The sequence below is a fragment of the Vibrio bivalvicida genome (genome assembly GCF_001399455.2).
GTDB classification, from domain to species: Bacteria; Pseudomonadota; Gammaproteobacteria; order Enterobacterales; family Vibrionaceae; genus Vibrio; species Vibrio bivalvicida.
Window position 1 is genome coordinate 440,701 of sequence record NZ_LLEI02000021.1, and the last position, 15,682, is coordinate 456,382.

Annotated in this window: 15 protein-coding genes; 9 read left to right on the plus strand and 6 right to left on the minus strand. The window is 44.3% G+C overall.

Annotated elements, in window-relative coordinates:
- The first annotated feature begins 38 nt into the window (after positions 1-38).
- Both APB76_RS07220 and APB76_RS07225 read left to right on the plus strand, forming a co-directional pair.
- The gene (locus APB76_RS07220) at positions 39-797 is read left to right on the plus strand and encodes a class II glutamine amidotransferase (RefSeq protein WP_054960961.1); all 759 of its coding nucleotides are present in this window, start codon (positions 39-41) and stop codon (positions 795-797) included.
- Positions 798-992: 195 nt separating this feature from the next.
- Positions 993-1,739, plus strand: a complete 747-nt coding sequence (locus APB76_RS07225; RefSeq protein WP_054960960.1) for a substrate-binding periplasmic protein — start codon at positions 993-995, stop codon at positions 1,737-1,739.
- Between the two features lie 2 nt (positions 1,740-1,741).
- On the opposite strand, the gene yjeH is transcribed toward APB76_RS07225, so the two are convergent.
- On the minus strand, positions 1,742-3,001 hold the full coding sequence (gene yjeH / locus APB76_RS07230) for an L-methionine/branched-chain amino acid transporter (RefSeq protein ID WP_054960959.1): 1,260 nt from the start codon (positions 2,999-3,001) through the stop codon (positions 1,742-1,744).
- A 204-nt stretch (positions 3,002-3,205) separates the two neighbouring features.
- Here yjeH and APB76_RS07235 point away from each other — a divergent pair, with 204 nt between their 5' ends.
- The 6 genes from APB76_RS07235 to yddG all read left to right on the plus strand — a co-directional run bounded on the left by APB76_RS07235 (position 3,206) and on the right by yddG (position 7,795).
- A complete protein-coding gene (locus APB76_RS07235) occupies positions 3,206-3,652 on the plus strand; it encodes an Lrp/AsnC family transcriptional regulator (RefSeq protein ID WP_054960958.1) in 447 nt (148 codons plus the stop codon).
- A 10-nt stretch (positions 3,653-3,662) separates the two neighbouring features.
- A complete protein-coding gene (locus tag APB76_RS07240) occupies positions 3,663-4,583 on the plus strand; it encodes a LysR family transcriptional regulator (protein ID WP_049844852.1) in 921 nt (306 codons plus the stop codon).
- Between the two features lie 104 nt (positions 4,584-4,687).
- A complete protein-coding gene (locus APB76_RS07245) occupies positions 4,688-5,302 on the plus strand; it encodes a LysE family translocator (protein WP_049844853.1) in 615 nt (204 codons plus the stop codon).
- Positions 5,303-5,403: 101 nt separating this feature from the next.
- Positions 5,404-6,405: a Gfo/Idh/MocA family protein gene (locus tag APB76_RS07250; RefSeq protein ID WP_049844854.1), complete on the plus strand. Its 1,002-nt coding sequence runs from the start codon at positions 5,404-5,406 to the stop codon at positions 6,403-6,405.
- A 10-nt stretch (positions 6,406-6,415) separates the two neighbouring features.
- Positions 6,416-6,814, plus strand: a complete 399-nt coding sequence (locus APB76_RS07255) for an OsmC family protein (RefSeq protein WP_049844855.1) — start codon at positions 6,416-6,418, stop codon at positions 6,812-6,814.
- 60 nt (positions 6,815-6,874) lie between these two features.
- Positions 6,875-7,795: an aromatic amino acid DMT transporter YddG gene (gene yddG, locus APB76_RS07260; protein WP_049844856.1), complete on the plus strand. Its 921-nt coding sequence runs from the start codon at positions 6,875-6,877 to the stop codon at positions 7,793-7,795.
- Here the strand turns inward: yddG and APB76_RS07265 are convergent.
- On the minus strand, positions 7,785-8,234 hold the full coding sequence (locus APB76_RS07265; protein WP_049844857.1) for a L,D-transpeptidase family protein: 450 nt from the start codon (positions 8,232-8,234) through the stop codon (positions 7,785-7,787). The two genes, yddG and APB76_RS07265, sit on opposite strands and share 11 nt — an antisense overlap.
- Before the next feature lie 307 nt (positions 8,235-8,541).
- Between APB76_RS07265 and APB76_RS07270 the strand changes: the two genes are divergently transcribed.
- A complete protein-coding gene (locus tag APB76_RS07270) occupies positions 8,542-10,662 on the plus strand; it encodes a sensor domain-containing diguanylate cyclase (RefSeq protein ID WP_054960957.1) in 2,121 nt (706 codons plus the stop codon).
- A gap of 113 nt (positions 10,663-10,775) precedes the next feature.
- On the opposite strand, the gene APB76_RS07275 is transcribed toward APB76_RS07270, so the two are convergent.
- From APB76_RS07275 to APB76_RS07290, 4 genes are read right to left on the minus strand one after another with little or no spacing between them, the layout of a single operon-like run.
- Entirely contained in the window at positions 10,776-12,407 is a 1,632-nt protein-coding gene (locus APB76_RS07275; protein WP_054960956.1) for a BatD family protein, read from the minus strand.
- Complete coding sequence (locus APB76_RS07280; RefSeq protein ID WP_064429690.1) at positions 12,407-14,248, minus strand: VWA domain-containing protein; 1,842 nt, start codon at positions 14,246-14,248, stop codon at positions 12,407-12,409. The genes APB76_RS07275 and APB76_RS07280 overlap by 1 nt, the downstream gene beginning before the upstream one ends.
- On the minus strand, positions 14,241-15,212 hold the full coding sequence (locus APB76_RS07285; protein ID WP_054962072.1) for a vWA domain-containing protein: 972 nt from the start codon (positions 15,210-15,212) through the stop codon (positions 14,241-14,243). The genes APB76_RS07280 and APB76_RS07285 overlap by 8 nt, the downstream gene beginning before the upstream one ends.
- A complete protein-coding gene (locus tag APB76_RS07290; protein ID WP_049844862.1) occupies positions 15,205-15,681 on the minus strand; it encodes a DUF4381 domain-containing protein in 477 nt (158 codons plus the stop codon). The genes APB76_RS07285 and APB76_RS07290 overlap by 8 nt, the downstream gene beginning before the upstream one ends.
- Between the last annotated feature and the right edge of the window lies 1 nt (position 15,682).

Sequence of the window (15,682 nt, forward strand, 5' to 3'; positions counted from 1 at the left end):
TTATTGATTGAGGTGTAATTAGAGGTGGAAGGATTGGTATGTGCCGATGGTTAGCTTATCAAGGAGAGTCAATTTATTTGGATGAGTTGATTTATGAACCTGAACATTCATTGGTTCATCAGAGCTTAGAGGCGCGCAAGGCAGTCACAAGAGTCAATGCTGACGGCTTTGGGTTAGGGTGGTACACAGAGCGAGATACGCCAGGACAATTTCACGAAGTGCTGCCTGCGTGGGGAGATGAAAACCTTTGCTCTCTTACTCATCATATTCGGTCTCATCGATTTATGGCTCATGTTCGTTCATCAACAGGTACACAAGTCTCACGGTCTAATTGCCACCCATTTATCAGTGAAAACTGGATGTTTCTCCACAACGGGCAAATTGGTGGTTTTGAGCAAGTTAAGTTTGAGTTGGAACGCCAGCTATGTGAATCGTTGTTTTTGAAACGTATGGGTACGACAGATAGCGAGTTAATCTTTCTGCTTATGTTGCAAAATGGCTTAAAGCAGAACCCTGTCGAAGCGATTAGAAACACTTTATTAATGATCTGCAACTTGATGACTGACAAGCAAATTGATGAGCCACTAAAAGCTTCAATTTGTATCTCGGATGGCAACCAGTTTTGGGCCGTTCGTTATAGCTCAGATCAAGAAGCGCCAACGGTTTTTATCAAACAAGATGGCGCGAATATTGTCTTGGCTTCAGAGCCGTTAGAAAAGAGTCCTGAATGGAAAAAAGTAACCCCTCAGAGCATTCTTAGCATCTGCTCAGACAAAGTGGAGTTATACGCTATTTAAGTTGGTGGCGTTTTCCAGCTTCTCCCCAATTAACTTGAGAATCGAGAGAAGCATGGAACAACCCATCAAAATGAAGTCTTATCTGCCTTGAGCTAATTGTTAGCAGACCAATTTCTCATGCTCTACTATTGATAGAGTAGATACCTAATCAATGAGAAAAATTGATTAGGTATTTTGTAAGGTGGGAGGCAAATTATGGTTCGAATGTTATTGGTTTTGTCGTTGTGTACATTGAGTTTTTTTTCCTACGGGAAAGAAACACTCAAAATTGTATATTATGACTCTTTCCCTCCTTACTCATATATAAATGCAGCAGGTGAGATGGAAGGGATACTTGTAGACATAGCAAGAGAGATCCTGGAAAAACAAATGAATCTTGATGTGTCGCACGAGGGCTTTCCATGGAGTCGTGCGCAAAGAATGGTGTTCAATGGGCAAGCGGATGCGTTTATAACAGTACCGACACCAGAGAGGCTTAAATACGTCAACGCGGCTAAAGAACCGGTATTCAACGCACCAATAAACTTGTTTACCTACAAAAACCATCTGCATCAGAATAAGCTAGAAAAAGTTTCAAGTTTAGAAGACCTGAAAGAGTTCGTGATTTTAGATTATGTAGGAAACGGTTGGGGAAACGAAAACTTCCCCCAAGAGTCTTACACTAGGATTATCGAATCTGATCTCTCTGTCGCATTACAAATGCTTGCCAAGAAAAAAGGAGATGTTGTAGCCGTTGACAAAGTTGTCGCCGAGTTTCTCTTATCGAAACATGATCGCCGTAACTTAATCACTGAGCTTCCCGTTACTTTGACTGTTGTCCCTTTTGCGCTGTGTATTTCTAAAGCATCTGAGTTCGCTACCGTACTAGAGGAGTTTTCCGAGCAAGTGCTGTCATTTCGTCAACAAGGTGGAGAAAGAGAAATACTGGCCAAGTATAAGTAACGTCATACACTATTTGATCCGCTGGCTGCGCGTGACTTTTTCCATGGTAGGCTGAGTAGTGCAAAGACGGTGACAGCATAGAGCATCGACCAACCAAGGCAAACAAATACAGCCGAGCATAGAATCAAAGAAACGGCAGCAAGGTATCGACTCAAGCCTGAGAGTAGCTTGTAGGCCGCAAGCATTGCTAGAAGGTAGACCAATACAAAAATGCCATTGGCGAGCTTGAGGAAGAATTCCAAATCCAATCCTGACAACTCTCCCGCGACACAAGAAAGCAGAGCAACACCGCCAACAGCAAAGGTAGCATTAGCTGGTACACCTTTAATTGATAGCCTAGCTAGCGCGCTATTTGGGCTGTACTCCTTGGCTTGTGCCCATACCATGCGAGATAAGCTTTGAGTGTAGAGATTGACACTAGCAAAGCATGCCCCAAAACCCACGATACTGATTAAGGCTTTGAACTCTGGGCCAAACAGATTTTCAGAGATCCAAGGAATCGATGTGCTATCAAACACAGGTGAACCGTAAGCGCCCATCTTTAACACTATGATTGAACATATCCAGTACGTTGCTCCTGCGATAAAACAGCCAATTACAATCGCAATAGGAAAGTCTCTTTGAGGGTTCTTAAACTCTTCTCCCATATGGGCGAAAGCTTCTATACCGACGAAACACCAAAACATGACTCCTAGTGCTAGGCCGACAGACCACAGGCGATCACCACTAAGAGGCGGCAAGATTAAATCCTGAGAACTAAAGCCGCCTTTCCACCAGAAAGCAGCGACAAGAGCAAAAATAGATAAGGCAATAACGGTTTGTAACCTGCCTGAAGATTTGGCGCCAGCGAGATTCACTCCGACAAGCAAAGCCACAGTCAGCATCTGGGCAAACAGAGCAGAGTTGATACTTTCCGGCATTAGCTGCTGCAAAAATCCAGCCGCTAACGCAATGGCGGCCGGTACACCGACAGGAACGACACTAAGAAATAACCATGCAACGTTTTTCTCAAGCTTAGTATTAAATGCCTTACGGACAAAATAAGCGGTACCGCCAGCACTTGGGTAACGTTTACCAAGCTGGGCGAAAGTAAGCGCAATAGGGCAAATTGCAATAAATAGGATTAACCATGCCCAAAGGGACGCTTGCCCTGCGATACCTGCGGCGATTGCTGGCACCATAAATAGCCCAGTCCCTAACAGCGTTGTCGATAATTGGCCGATACCAGATAGCAATGTTATCTCTTTTTTCAGCTCACTCATTATGCTCTCCCTGCATCGTGTTCAGTTTCAAAACAAGGTTATCTTAAGCGGCTTAGGTATGCATTAGTCAATTCGTCACCGATAGCGGTCACATTGTCTGTTTGTGGTTTTAGAACTGTCAATTTGACTGCTTTCATCTCTGGCAATTTTGTGTCACATTGCAATCAACCAACAGGATAAGTTGGCGTAAACGGGAATTAAAACATGGACAAATTTGATCGGCAAATCATAGATATTCTGAAACTTAACGCTAGGGAGAGTGTGAGTGATATCGCTCGAAAGGTGAACCTCTCACGTACCGCAGTAACGGCGAGAATTCAAAAGCTCGAACATGAAAAAGTGATCCTTGGTTATCATGCAGATGTGGCGAAAACCGAGAACAAAGAACTTATCAAAGCGTATCTTGCCCTTAAGTTTGATATGTCGAGTTCGACTCAGTACTGTGAAACCTATGCCGATCTGATTTATCAGATTGATGGCGTAAAATGGTGCCATGCGATTAGCGGAGAAACTGACATGATGCTGTACGTCGAAGTTGGTTCAATGACTCGACTTAATGTTATTCGCGATGAGTTACAAAAGATTCCAGAACTGCGCCATCTCATGACTCACACGGTACTCAATGAATTTTTTAATACGTTAAACGCGTGACCTTCAAAATATGCTTAACAATCTTAATCTCAATTTGCTCCGCTCTTTGCATGTGTTGCTCGAAGAGTGCCATGTTAGTAGAGCGGCAGAGCGCCTGCATGTCACTCAGTCTGCAATGAGTAGGCAATTGTCACAGCTGCGTGAAATATGTGGTGATCCTTTACTGGTTAGGGATGGAAACCAACTGATACCGACACCACGTGCGCTGGAGATGAAAGATAAACTGTGCGAGCTACTTGGCGAGTTTGACGCCTTGCTTGCAGATAAGCCATTTGATCCTCAAGTTTGGCAGCAAGAGTTTGTCCTATCTTCAAGTGACTATGTCGCTCAATACATAGTGCCGGATGTCGTTTCTGTGGTTGTAGATCAAGCGCCTAAAGTCAATATTGCCTATCGATTATGGCAGCCCAATTTTTTAAGTCAGTTTGAGTCAACGGGTATTCATTTAGCTTCAACCATGTTGGCAGAGAAGCCAGAAAACCTAAGTAGTATAAAGATAGGTCAAGACAAGTCTGTATGCTTGATGAGAACAGATCATCTTCTTAGTGATGCAGAGAGTATTTCCTGTGAAGAGTTAGTCTCTTACCCCCATTTGAAAGTGACGGGTGGAGGAGACAAAGACTCCAATGCAGACATTGCCTTGAATAAGCTTGGCTTTCGTCGCCGGATTGCGCTTAAAGTGCCGTTTTTCTCAGCAGCAGTCAATGCGTTAAGCAGTAGTGACTATCTTATGGTAGTGCCGGAACACATAGCACGAAATCTAGCCAAAGAAGCCCAACTTGTGTACAAGCCTTTGCCTTTTGATACCGAAGCTCATCACTATTGGTTAATGTGGCACCCGAAATACGACCAGGATAAGGCGCACCAATGGATGCGAGAAAAAGTACTTCATGCGATGCAAACTTCGCCATATTCTATTGGTATGATTTGAAATCATGAGTGCCATGATTAACTTTGATTTCAATTCATTAATTGCATGCTTTAACGTGGCTGTTATTCAGTAGTAATGAAACATTTGATCTAAAGGATTCTGGTATGACGTTCACGGTATGGTTATCTCTATTCACTATTTGTATTCTCGGAGCCATGTCTCCTGGGCCGAGTCTTGCCATGGTTGCAAAACATAGCCTCGCCGGAGGGCGACTGAATGGTTTAGCTGCGGCTTGGGCACATGCAATCGGTATTGGCATTTATGCGTTCATCACCTTAATTGGCTTGGCGGTGGTGCTTCAGCAATCTCCTTTATTGTTCAAAACCATTAGCTATGCCGGTGCTGCTTATTTGGCTTATCTTGGTTACAATGCTTTGCGCTCGAAAGGTGGCGTAGCGGCAAGGCTTGAGTCAGGTGAGCAAACGAGTATCTGGCAGTCTGCCAAAGAAGGTTTTTTGATTTCTTTACTTAGCCCAAAGATCGCGCTTTTCTTTATTGCTTTGTTTAGTCAGTTTGTGGCAGTGGGTGATAGTGTTGCCGCTAAAGGACTGATTGTCATGACCCCTTTAGTCGTAGATGGCTTATGGTACACCCTGATTACATTTTTGCTTTCCAGTCCGCGATTAATTGATAAAATCCGCTCAAAAGCTTTGTTAATAGACCGACTGTCAGGCGCGGTTTTGATTTTGCTTGCTGTACGCGTAATCCTGACAGTTTAATTCCCAATATAACAAAGGCTAATGCTTCGAAGTTTGAATTCGATGTGATGGGTCTAGATTGGGTAGTCTGTTGGCAAAGTGTCGCAAAAGGAGAGTTAAGAATGATAAGACTGGCGATCATTGGTACTAACTGGATTACCGACCAATTTGTCGAAGCAGCTTTAAAGACAGGCGAATATCAGTTAAGCGCGGTGTATTCACGTTCGTTGGAGAGTGCAGAGCAGTTTGCTGAAAAGTACGCTTCACCTGTTTTGTTTGATGATTTAGATTTAATGGCGACATCACCGCTCTTTGATGTCGTATATATTGCAAGCCCTAACGTATTGCATTGTCCTCAAGCCATGCAAATGATGAAAGCGGGAAAACATGTAATTGTTGAAAAGCCAATGGCATCGAATCTCACCATGGCTAAGCAGATGTTTAAAGTGGCGGAAGAGAGTAATGTGCTGTTATTCGAAGCCTTTATGTCAGCGCATATTCCTAACTTCAAGCGCTTGAAAGATGAGCTGTCGTCGATTGGTCAGATCCGCAAGGGCTTTATCACTTACTGCCAATACTCTTCGCGCTATCCAAAGTACTTGGCGGGAGAAAACCCAAATACGTTTAATCCAGAATTTGCCAATGGTTCAATTATGGATATTGGCTTTTACTGTCTGAGTTCTGCGATTGAGCTGTTTGGCGAGCCGAAATCAGTTAAAGCTACCGCTCAGCTTCTTGATTCTGGCGTTGATGGTAGTGGTAGTGTTGTTCTCGAATACGATGGTTTTGAAGTGGTGCTTCAGCACTCGAAAACCAGTGACTCTTATTTACCAAGTGAGATTCAAGGTGAAGAAGGGGTATTGTTGATGGAAATGATATCAACCGCGAAGAAGCTGACTAAGTTTACACGTGGCAGTGACATCGGTATTGATCTTAGTGTCAAACAAGAACCTAACCCAATGTACTACGAAGCACTTGAATTTGCCTCTCAGTTCAAGCAACAATCAATGAATTCAAGCTGCACTCAACGTTCGTTAATTGTAGCAAAACTACTTGAGGAAATTCGTCGTCAAACAGGCGTGGTGTTCCCTACAGATAAAAACAACTTTGCAAAAAAGAAATAGAGAGAGTCAGATGCAAGCTGAAGTAAAGTGGATTGAAGAGTTTAAGTTTCTAGGACAATCACAATCAGGCCATTCTATCGTGATGGATGGCAACGGTGGAGCCACCGCTCCTAGCCCGATGGAAATGGTGTTGATGGCTGCTGGTGGTTGTAGTTCAGTTGATGTTGTCGATGGCCTAAAAGAAGCAGGTCAAGCCGTGACTGCCTGTAACGCAAAGCTGACTACAGAACGTCGTGAGACCGCACCACGAATTTTCACACAAGTAAACATTCACTTTGAAGTGTCGGGTGAAAACCTTGCTCCAGAAGTGGTCGCGAAGGTTGCGGCTGACTCTTTAGAAAAATATTGCTCAGTGTGTTTGATGCTAGGCAAAGGCATTGAAATGACACACAGTTGGGAAATTATCTAACTCCTATTTAGCTGCTTAAGCCGAGCGCTAAGCTCGGCTTTTTTGTTTGAGAAAATCAAAATGATTAACCGTCCTCATAAGTTCACCGTGGCAGGTGTAGTCGCTATTCTTCTTTGGAGCAGCGTCATGGGCTTTGCCAGAGCGGTGACTGAAATGCTAGGTCCGATTGGTGGCGCTGCATCTATCTACACTGTGGCATCGCTATTTCTCGTTATGGTAATGGGAGTGCCCAAAGTACAAAATTACTCGCTTCGCTATGTCGTGATCGGTGGAAGCTTATTTGTAGCCTATGAGATTTGCCTTGCTTTAGCTCTGGCAATGGCAAACTCGCGTCAACAAGCGATTGAAATGTTGGTGATCAATTACTTGTGGCCTGCACTTACGGTACTACTGGCTGTAGTAACAAGTGGTAAGAAAACCAGCATTTGGGTTTATCCGAGTATTGCTTTAGCGTTCTTTGGTGTTGCTTGGAGCATTACTGGTGAGCAAGGGCTTTCTATTGCCCAAATAGCCGCCAATGTAGCAACTAACCCGGTCACATATACAATGGCATTTGTTGGCGCATTTCTATGGGCAATCTACTGCAATTTAACAAAGCGGATCTCTAATGGACAAAATGCGATTAGCTTGTTTTTCATTCTGACAGCAGTGACTCTATGGGTTAAGTATGCGTTAAGCGACGAGACAGGCATGACGCTTAATCTTGAATCTGGAGGGTTGTTGCTGATCTCAGGTATCGCTATGGGGAGTGGTTATGCATTGTGGAATTACGCCATCATTGGCGGAAACATGGTGTTATTGGCGACTTTATCGTATTTTACGCCTGTCCTTTCGACCGTGATTTCATCTTTTATTCTCGGGCTTGTACTGACGCAAAGCTTCTTGCAAGGTGTTGTTATGGTAACGATTGGTTCGTTGATGTGCTGGTGGGTAACGCGTGAATCATCCAAACCGAATCATGCTAAATCGGTTACCAAGTAATCTCTATTGGTGTACCAGAGGTGACGAGATCAAGTAACTCATCCATCTCTTGATTACTTATTGCAATACAACCATCCGTCCAGTCGAAGCTTTGTACATATTTGACTGGGCGAGTTTCTCCATTCTTTAAGCCGTGTATTTTTATATTCCCGCCGGGATCTAAGCTCAGTGAGCTAGCATAAGCCACGTCTCTGTCATTAGGGTAGCTGATGTGAATTGAGCGGTAAAACTCAGAGTCTTCAATCACAAAGTCTAAATAATAGCGCCCTTCAGGTGTGCGTTGGTCTCCCTCATACCTCTTATGACCTTTGGGTTGCTTTCCAAGCGCTATACGAAACTCTTTTATTACTTGATCGTTAGCAATCAGATACATACGTCGTTTGGATTTATCAACCTTGATCAAGTCGACATCTGCCCATGCAGGGAAGCAGAGTGCCATACTAATTATATATAGCCATTTAGCCACAATGATTCATCCTGTTGCTGCCTTATTCTTTTAGTGTACTTCACAAGCTTCGTGGTTGGTACGCAAGCACTTCAAACTCTCATCGAAAAGTTGAGTTGCAGCAAAAATGAAATATATGGAAACAAGGTCATACAAAATGCAGTAGGTATCATATAAGGATATATTCATTAAAGCTATTTGCGAGTCACTTAACAACAGATTGCAAAGATGTTTGCTTGCTTATTTGTAGCTGATACGTTCCTAAGCGTATAGCAGCAATAAAATGGTTTAGGCTAGGGTTATGCTTCCACGGGTGCTTATTAAAGATGTTATGTCTGCCAGAAATCAACGGTTTCTGGCTAATGCTCTATTCCAGTATTTAGATGAGTTAGTGGAACCTGAAAATATTGGTATATTTGCCGAACTTAAAGGAGGGCAAATAGGAGAGTTCTTGTATAAGCGTGGGCAACCTTTGCCTATTTTACGCTACCCGGAAACGTTTTGGGCTTGGGCCTCACAGTTCGATACCTCCGATGGCCTGATTCCTTTGGCTATGAATACTTGTCAGTGGGAATATGTGGTAAACATGGGGGCTGACAGTTATATCTTCATGCTCGACAACCATCCTGAAAGGCGTATTTACCTTATTGTTGAGAGCATGAATGTAGAGAAATTCAGCCAACTCAACCAAAATCAGTATTTCGATACCCTTAAAGTTATGGCTTCTCGTTGGCAATGTGTTCGCGCTGAAACGGAAGCGGCCAAAGAGTTTAAGCAGCGTGACATCAAAGAAGCCAAGTACCTTGATGTTATCAAGCAACGAGAATTGTTTATTGACAATATGAAACTCGTGCAAACGGCCGCGGAAGAGATATCTAATCCTGCTAACCTCGATCAACTCTATCGTTTAGCCGTAGAGGTGATCAGAGATAGGCTAGGTTTTGACCGGGCCGTGTTTATGTTACTTGATATTAAAAAACGTTGCTTTAGTGGAACATACGGTACCGATGAAGAGGGCAACACGGTGAGTGAGCATCACACCCAATATGACCTTCATCAGCTAGAAGAAACGTATATTGATGCACTATTTGAAGGCAAAGAAAATCTTATTATTGTCGAAGAAGCACCTCTATATACGGCAGGCAAGGTCGTCGGTCAAGGTTGGAATGGTATGCTGATCCTTCGTGATGGAGAAGAAATCATTGGTTGGATAGCGATGGATAACTATATAAATCGCACGCCAATTACCTCTTATCAGCGCCAGATGCTCGAATCTTTTGGAACACTGCTTTCTCAGATTTATATTCGCAAACGCCAAGAGCAAAACGTGCGTATGCTTCATGCCAGTATGGTTGAGCTTTCTCGTTGCATGACAGTCAGTGAAGTGTGTAAGTCTGCGGTGACCTTTGCCATTAACCGCTTGGGGATTGATCGCTTCGCTGTTTTTCTCACCGATAAAGACTGTACACATATGCAAGGCACTTGGGGAACAGATATCCAAGGTAACGTGGTCGATGAGTCTTACTATCGCTCAGAGACAATAGACCGTTCGATTGTTCAAGCTGCGCTAACTAACCCCAATGAAGTGGTGTTTGAAGAATCCGTTCCGATCTACCATGACTTTCATATTGTTGGTTTTGGTTGGACAGCGATGACCATGCTGGTTAGCAACAGTGGAGAGCCTATTGCGTTTATCGCCGCAGATAATCTGATTAAACGATCGCCATTGACCCATCAGCTACGTGAAGTAATTCGAATGTTCTCATCAAACTTGACCGAAGTACTACTCCGAACGCGTGCGCAAGAGGCAATCCACGAGTTGAATGAAAACCTTGAGCAAGAAGTCAAAGCACGAACGAGAGATCTGCAAAAAGCCAACGAGCAGTTAGAGAGAATGTCTAAACTTGATCCACTCACCCGCTTAGGTAATCGTCGTATGCTTGAATCAATGCTCGAAGAGATCTGCTTTGAAGGCGACGACAGCACGTCATGTTATGGCTTGATCTTAGTGGATATTGATTATTTTGGGCTGTACAACAACCATTATGGGCATATGCAAGGCGATATCGCCCTAATGCGTATTGGCAGTATTTTACAAAACTACACTCAGTCGGAGCGAGAAGTCTTTTGTCGAATCGGAGGGGAAGAGTTTGCATTGCTCATTTCTAGCAAAGATGCCGAACAGGTCGACCGCTTATCTGAAAACATCCGCAACCAGATCGAGCAAGAAAACATTGCTCATGAGCAAAGCTCCGTGCACAAATCTCTTACCGTTTCTATCGGTTACTCGGTAATGGAACTTATCCAAAGTGAGTTCAGCTTTGATAAGCTCTACAATTCTGCCGATAAATCACTATACAAAGCTAAAAATGGGGGGCGAAACCAAGTTATTGGTACAGTTTCGACGTTTGAACAGATTTAGGCCTACTCACCAGTCAAGCTAGGCCTAAATGATCGTTGCTTATTTATGGCAGTTAACGCTTTATATATCGCCTTGATCTCATGTTGCTACGGTTCAAATCTTGTTTGTCATTTTTATAACGGCGGCAAGATGTTTTTGTTTCGACTTGTTGGCGGATTTTTTTCACCTTGTTTGATCAAAGTAATCAGCGTTTTTGCCTGCCAAGTCACGTCAGAATCTGAGTATTGGCTTTGGTTCATTTCCATCACTTGATGCTCAATTTTTTTCTTCAACTCTGTACTCAAATCAGGAATTTCATCGAACCAAGTTTTGATTAAGAAGCTAGCCTTGACCTTATCGTCTTCTTTTAACGCTGTTAACAACTGCTCTGTTGTTGTGGTCGCCTTTTGCGTTGGAGTAATATGCGCTTGAGGTTTACGACGGTATTTAACCAGTAACACTAGCGTGGCTAACCACAATGAAGCGAATAGGGCGGTGAGGTAAGGCCAAAAACCTGCATCATACACAGTTACGGTTTTGACTGTGTGGTTTTGAGGAACGGGGGAACTGATTGGCTCGTTGTTTAGGGTTGAACCGGGAGCGACATCAAGCACTAACCCTTTTAAATCAGACTCTTGCGCTGATTTGTTTTGGCTATCCCACCAGTTCAGTTTAATATCGTTAAGCTCAACCTCGCCTTGCTGCTCGGCGATGATCACCTGCTTAACCGTCATACGAGTAGTGCCATCTTCAAGTTCGCTAAAGGTTGGCTTCTCTTGGTAAACCCGGACTGTACTAGGGTAGTTGACTTTTAGCTGGGGAAAGCGCTCAGAGGCTAGCCCTTGGATATCTAGATGAAGTATACGAGTAATAGACTCGCCAACACGGGTACTATAAACCGCGGATGCATCTATGTTCTCACCATTTGAATCTAGCCATTGCTGCGAGAGTGACAGTGATGCTGCAGGAAGCCAAGCACCCTGGTAGTTGCTTGGTATTGGATCGACCTGAATCTTAAACTGCTGCGCGGGGGTATCGGCTGAAACCAATTTAGTGGTGCCACTACGATTATCTCCATAAACCACACTACCTTGGAAGCCTATTCCGCTCAGTTGGTATTCGCCCGCCATATCTGCCGTGACTCGGTAACTTTGATCGACAACGGTGACTTCTACGCCATCTAAAACACTTTGATATTGTTTCGGTTCACCGAGTGCGGTGAGTGAAACGCCTTGCGCTTGGGGGGGGATGACATTAGGGTTTTGTAAGCGTCTAGGGTCAGCTTTTACTATCAATCGGGTGTTAAGTTGAGCACTTTCATTGGGGTAGAGCTGCGCTTTGCTTAAGTGGCTTTGTACTTCAATTAAGTCACTTATCTTTGGCTCATTGCTATCAGCCGATATTTGGATTTTGATAGGTTGAGACGATACGCCATCGATAGTAAAAGCTGGAATGGTCGCGATACCGAGACGATGGGCCGCTAGAGTGATGTTCCACTCGCTTCTCGTAGAGCGATCGCCATTGATAATATTGATTGAGCTGCCAAAGCTAGGACGCCCTACATAAAAATCGCTATCCAGCGCGCTTAAATCTAAGGCATCCGACGAGACCTTTTTATTGACCACCACACGCAGTTGGAAGACTTCGTTCTTTACCACCTTGTTTTTGCTAACTGTCGCCATGACAGTCGTCGCAAAGGCCAATGGACTAGTGAAAGCGACGATCAAAGCGAATAGAGCAACACAGAGTTTATTTTGTCTCTTCATTACCATTTCTTACCTGTATCTTGTGGTGGTTGTTTTTGTTGAGCTTGGAGGATCATTTGCGCGCGCAATAAGCGACTCGGATCTCGAGCGCTCTCGACCTGTTGTAGTTTTCTCAGTTCGGGCTCAATCGCTTGTTGACTATCCGACTCTGGTATTTGATTTTTTGAATCAATGGGTTGCGTATCTTCTTGTTTCATCTCTTTGTTATTCGCGTCAGCGGGAAGACCATCTTGTTCAGCACTATTTTTAGACTTTGATGATTGCTCTGTCTGCGGATCAGATGGTTGATTCTGAGGTTGAGGTGGCTCGGAATCAGACTGCTCATTGGGTTGCTGGCTAGCGGATGGCTTGTCTTTATCTGATGCGCTTTCGTTTTGTGAAGACTGCGTTTGCTCGGAAGTTTGTTCTTGTTCAGAGTTATTTTGTTGTTGACTCTGACCCTTACTCGACTCATTTTGTTGCTGTTGCTGTTGCTGTTGCTGTTGCTGTTGCTGTTGCTGTTGCTGTTGCTGTTGAGCTTGACGCACGACTTCAAGGTTATGCTTGGCATCTTGGTTGCTCGGGTCTTGATCTAATATCGATTGATACAGATTTTCAGCTTCATCAAGTTGGCCGTTTTGTGCATAGGCATTAGCAAGGTTGTACCGCCCCTCTTGGCTCGTTGCGCCTTTCAGGGACTTAATTGCACCTTCATAATTTTGGGCCTGATACTGAGCAATACCTTTCCATTCCTGTTGAGAGAATTGCTCTGCCGCTTTGTTATATTCTTTATTTTCAAAGTACTGCATGGCTTGCTGATCTTGGTTGAGCCAAGGACTTGCCATTGCTGGTTTCGGGTTCAGCAACGGGATAAAGATCAGCGCAGCACTAAAGAGTATACCTTTGCGAAATAGTAATAGGGCAGGGACAATAAGCAGCGGCAGCAACCAATAACCTTGATTGATCTGCTCTGTAACGGATTGGTCTTTGTTCATATTACCTGTGGAGTCGATATGTGAAGTGAGTTGTGTGATTTTTTCGACGTCACTATTGGTGATCTGGACTGGAACAAAATAACCATCTACGGAAGACGCTAATGCTCTCATATTGTCAAAGTTCGATTTGGCGACCACGGGTTGACCGCTCGCTTTGGTCATCAGTGTGCCATCACTAAGCTTGATGGGGGCTCCAGAACGAGAGCCCATTCCTAGCAATACGAGTTGCCAGTTCGTGCCGCTGAGCAGCGATTGGATGTCATCGCGCTCTTGGTCATCGATATCATCAGCAACTAGAACAATATTCCCCTGCGCTAAACCGATATTGGTCATCATTTGTATGGCGAGTTCAACTCCTGCGGCCGCATTGGCTCCAGGGTAAGGCATTAGCTCTGGGGATAAATTGGGAACCTGATTGGCTATGGTGAGTGAGTCACTGGTCATAGGACTGATTCGATAAGCATCACCCGCATAGGCAACGAGCCCTGTACTACCTTCTTGCCAATTTTCTAGTAAGTCGGAGACTTTATACTTGGCCTGAGTGAGTCGATTTGGCTTGATGTCAGTGGCATACATTGACATCGACATATCCATTACCACTACGCGGGCGCTGGTGTTGACAAAGCTTGGACGTTTTTGTTTGCTAAAACTTGGTCCTGCTAGTGCTACGATTGTGATAAGCCCACACACTGCCATTAGATTAAGTGCTATTTTGCTTGTTTGGGTGACTTGCAGCCCCATAGCCTTTGCCAAGTGAGGGGCTATCAGTGTTTGTGAGCGATTTCGCCTAGTCAGCCAGTAGATTAGACCCATCCAAGGCAGTGTGGCGATCAGCCATTGTGGGTAGAGGAAAAGAAAACTAGACATGATTCCTCCGAATGAAAACAAGAAAGGTGAAGCACAATAGCGCGGCGGTAAGTGGCAGTCCAAACCACTCAGTTTGAGGCCGCCATGTTTGGGTCGCATTGGTGACAGGTTCAAGGTTATTGATGGTGTCGTAAATGTCTGCTAAATCGTCTGCATTGCGTGCTCGGAAGTATTGACCACCTGTAATATCTGCAATCTCTTTTAAGGTCTTTTCGTCGAGATCTTGAGCGGTGTTTACTTTGCGAGTCATAAAGAACTCTTTGACCATCATTTCACCAGCGCCTACACCAATGGTATAGATTGTCGCATTGTACTTTTTAGCAATGTTAGCTGCTTCGATAGGGTCAAGGACACCGGATGTATTACTGCCATCGCTAAGCAGAACCATCACCCTTTGTGGAGCGTCGCTATCAATGAAGGTTTTTGTTGCTAAACCAATACCTTCACCAATGGCCGTTTTTTCACCAATAAGTTTGAGCACGAGAGAATTGACCTGCTCTGAAATAGTATTGCGATCTAGCGTTAAAGGGGTTTGCAGGTAGGCATGATCAGCAAAAAGTACTAAGCCAAGACGATCTCCCTTGCGTTGCTTGGCGAAATCACTGACCACGCGTTTGACTGCGCTTAATCGATCGATATAACCCTCTTCTTCATCTTGCATATCTTTCTGACTCATAGAATAAGAGAGATCCAATACCAGCAGTAGGTCACGATGCTTTGGTGAGGTTGTGACTGGCTCTCCATACCAAACGGGTCGAGCGATTGCTGCAATTAGTGCCAGCCAAATAACACAACAAAGCAACTTAGCAAAGTGATTACTAGGTGAAGTGTTGTCTGTCGACTCAGGCATATAAGGAAGTTGAATAGCGGCGGCCGACTTTGTTGGCGGCGCGATATAGTAAATGAGCAGTGGTAAGGGCAAAAGGAAAAATGCCCACCACCAAACGAAGCTAATATTAGCCACGTGTAACACTCCTTCTTTTCTTCGGTGGTAACGCCTGATTTACCCAGTCGCTGCAATCTTTAATGAGTTCTTCAGCATTGGAAATTGGCTGTTTACTGTACAAGGCTTGTTGCCAAGAATTGTAGTTGGCACTAAAACGAGGCGTAGATAGTTGGCTATCAAGAAACACGTACCACTCTTTGCCTGTTAGTTGGGCTATCTCTTCACGAGGAAAATAACAAAGTGCTGCTTGCCTGACTAATTCAATTGCCTCGGATGGTCGCTGATTTCGCGCGAGCAGGCGTAAGGCGGTTTTTTTCGGCGCTAAGCGTTTTTTATTCCAGCGAATAATCAACCAAGTTGTCAGGGCTAGCGTGAGCAGACCACCAATTAGCGCCCACCAACCCCAAGCGAGTGGCAACCACGCTGGGGGCTCTGGTAAATGCATTGGGTTTAGCGGCAAAGGTGAAGTTTGAGTCTCGGTGCTCATA

Bases quoted from the DNA above. Each gene is read 5' to 3' on its own strand.
- APB76_RS07220 (WP_054960961.1), top strand. From the start codon at position 39: ATGTGCCGATGGTTAGCTTATCAAGGAGAGTCAATTTATTTGGATGAG.
- APB76_RS07225 (WP_054960960.1), top strand. From the start codon at position 993: ATGGTTCGAATGTTATTGGTTTTGTCGTTGTGTACATTGAGTTTTTTT.
- yjeH (WP_054960959.1), bottom strand. From the start codon at position 3,001: ATGAGTGAGCTGAAAAAAGAGATAACATTGCTATCTGGTATCGGCCAA.
- APB76_RS07235 (WP_054960958.1), top strand. From the start codon at position 3,206: ATGGACAAATTTGATCGGCAAATCATAGATATTCTGAAACTTAACGCT.
- APB76_RS07240 (WP_049844852.1), top strand. From the start codon at position 3,663: ATGCTTAACAATCTTAATCTCAATTTGCTCCGCTCTTTGCATGTGTTG.
- APB76_RS07245 (WP_049844853.1), top strand. From the start codon at position 4,688: ATGACGTTCACGGTATGGTTATCTCTATTCACTATTTGTATTCTCGGA.
- APB76_RS07250 (WP_049844854.1), top strand. From the start codon at position 5,404: ATGATAAGACTGGCGATCATTGGTACTAACTGGATTACCGACCAATTT.
- APB76_RS07255 (WP_049844855.1), top strand. From the start codon at position 6,416: ATGCAAGCTGAAGTAAAGTGGATTGAAGAGTTTAAGTTTCTAGGACAA.
- yddG (WP_049844856.1), top strand. From the start codon at position 6,875: ATGATTAACCGTCCTCATAAGTTCACCGTGGCAGGTGTAGTCGCTATT.
- APB76_RS07265 (WP_049844857.1), bottom strand. From the start codon at position 8,234: ATGGCACTCTGCTTCCCTGCATGGGCAGATGTCGACTTGATCAAGGTT.
- APB76_RS07270 (WP_054960957.1), top strand. From the start codon at position 8,542: ATGCTTCCACGGGTGCTTATTAAAGATGTTATGTCTGCCAGAAATCAA.
- APB76_RS07275 (WP_054960956.1), bottom strand. From the start codon at position 12,407: ATGAAGAGACAAAATAAACTCTGTGTTGCTCTATTCGCTTTGATCGTC.
- APB76_RS07280 (WP_064429690.1), bottom strand. From the start codon at position 14,248: ATGTCTAGTTTTCTTTTCCTCTACCCACAATGGCTGATCGCCACACTG.
- APB76_RS07290 (WP_049844862.1), bottom strand. From the start codon at position 15,681: ATGAGCACCGAGACTCAAACTTCACCTTTGCCGCTAAACCCAATGCAT.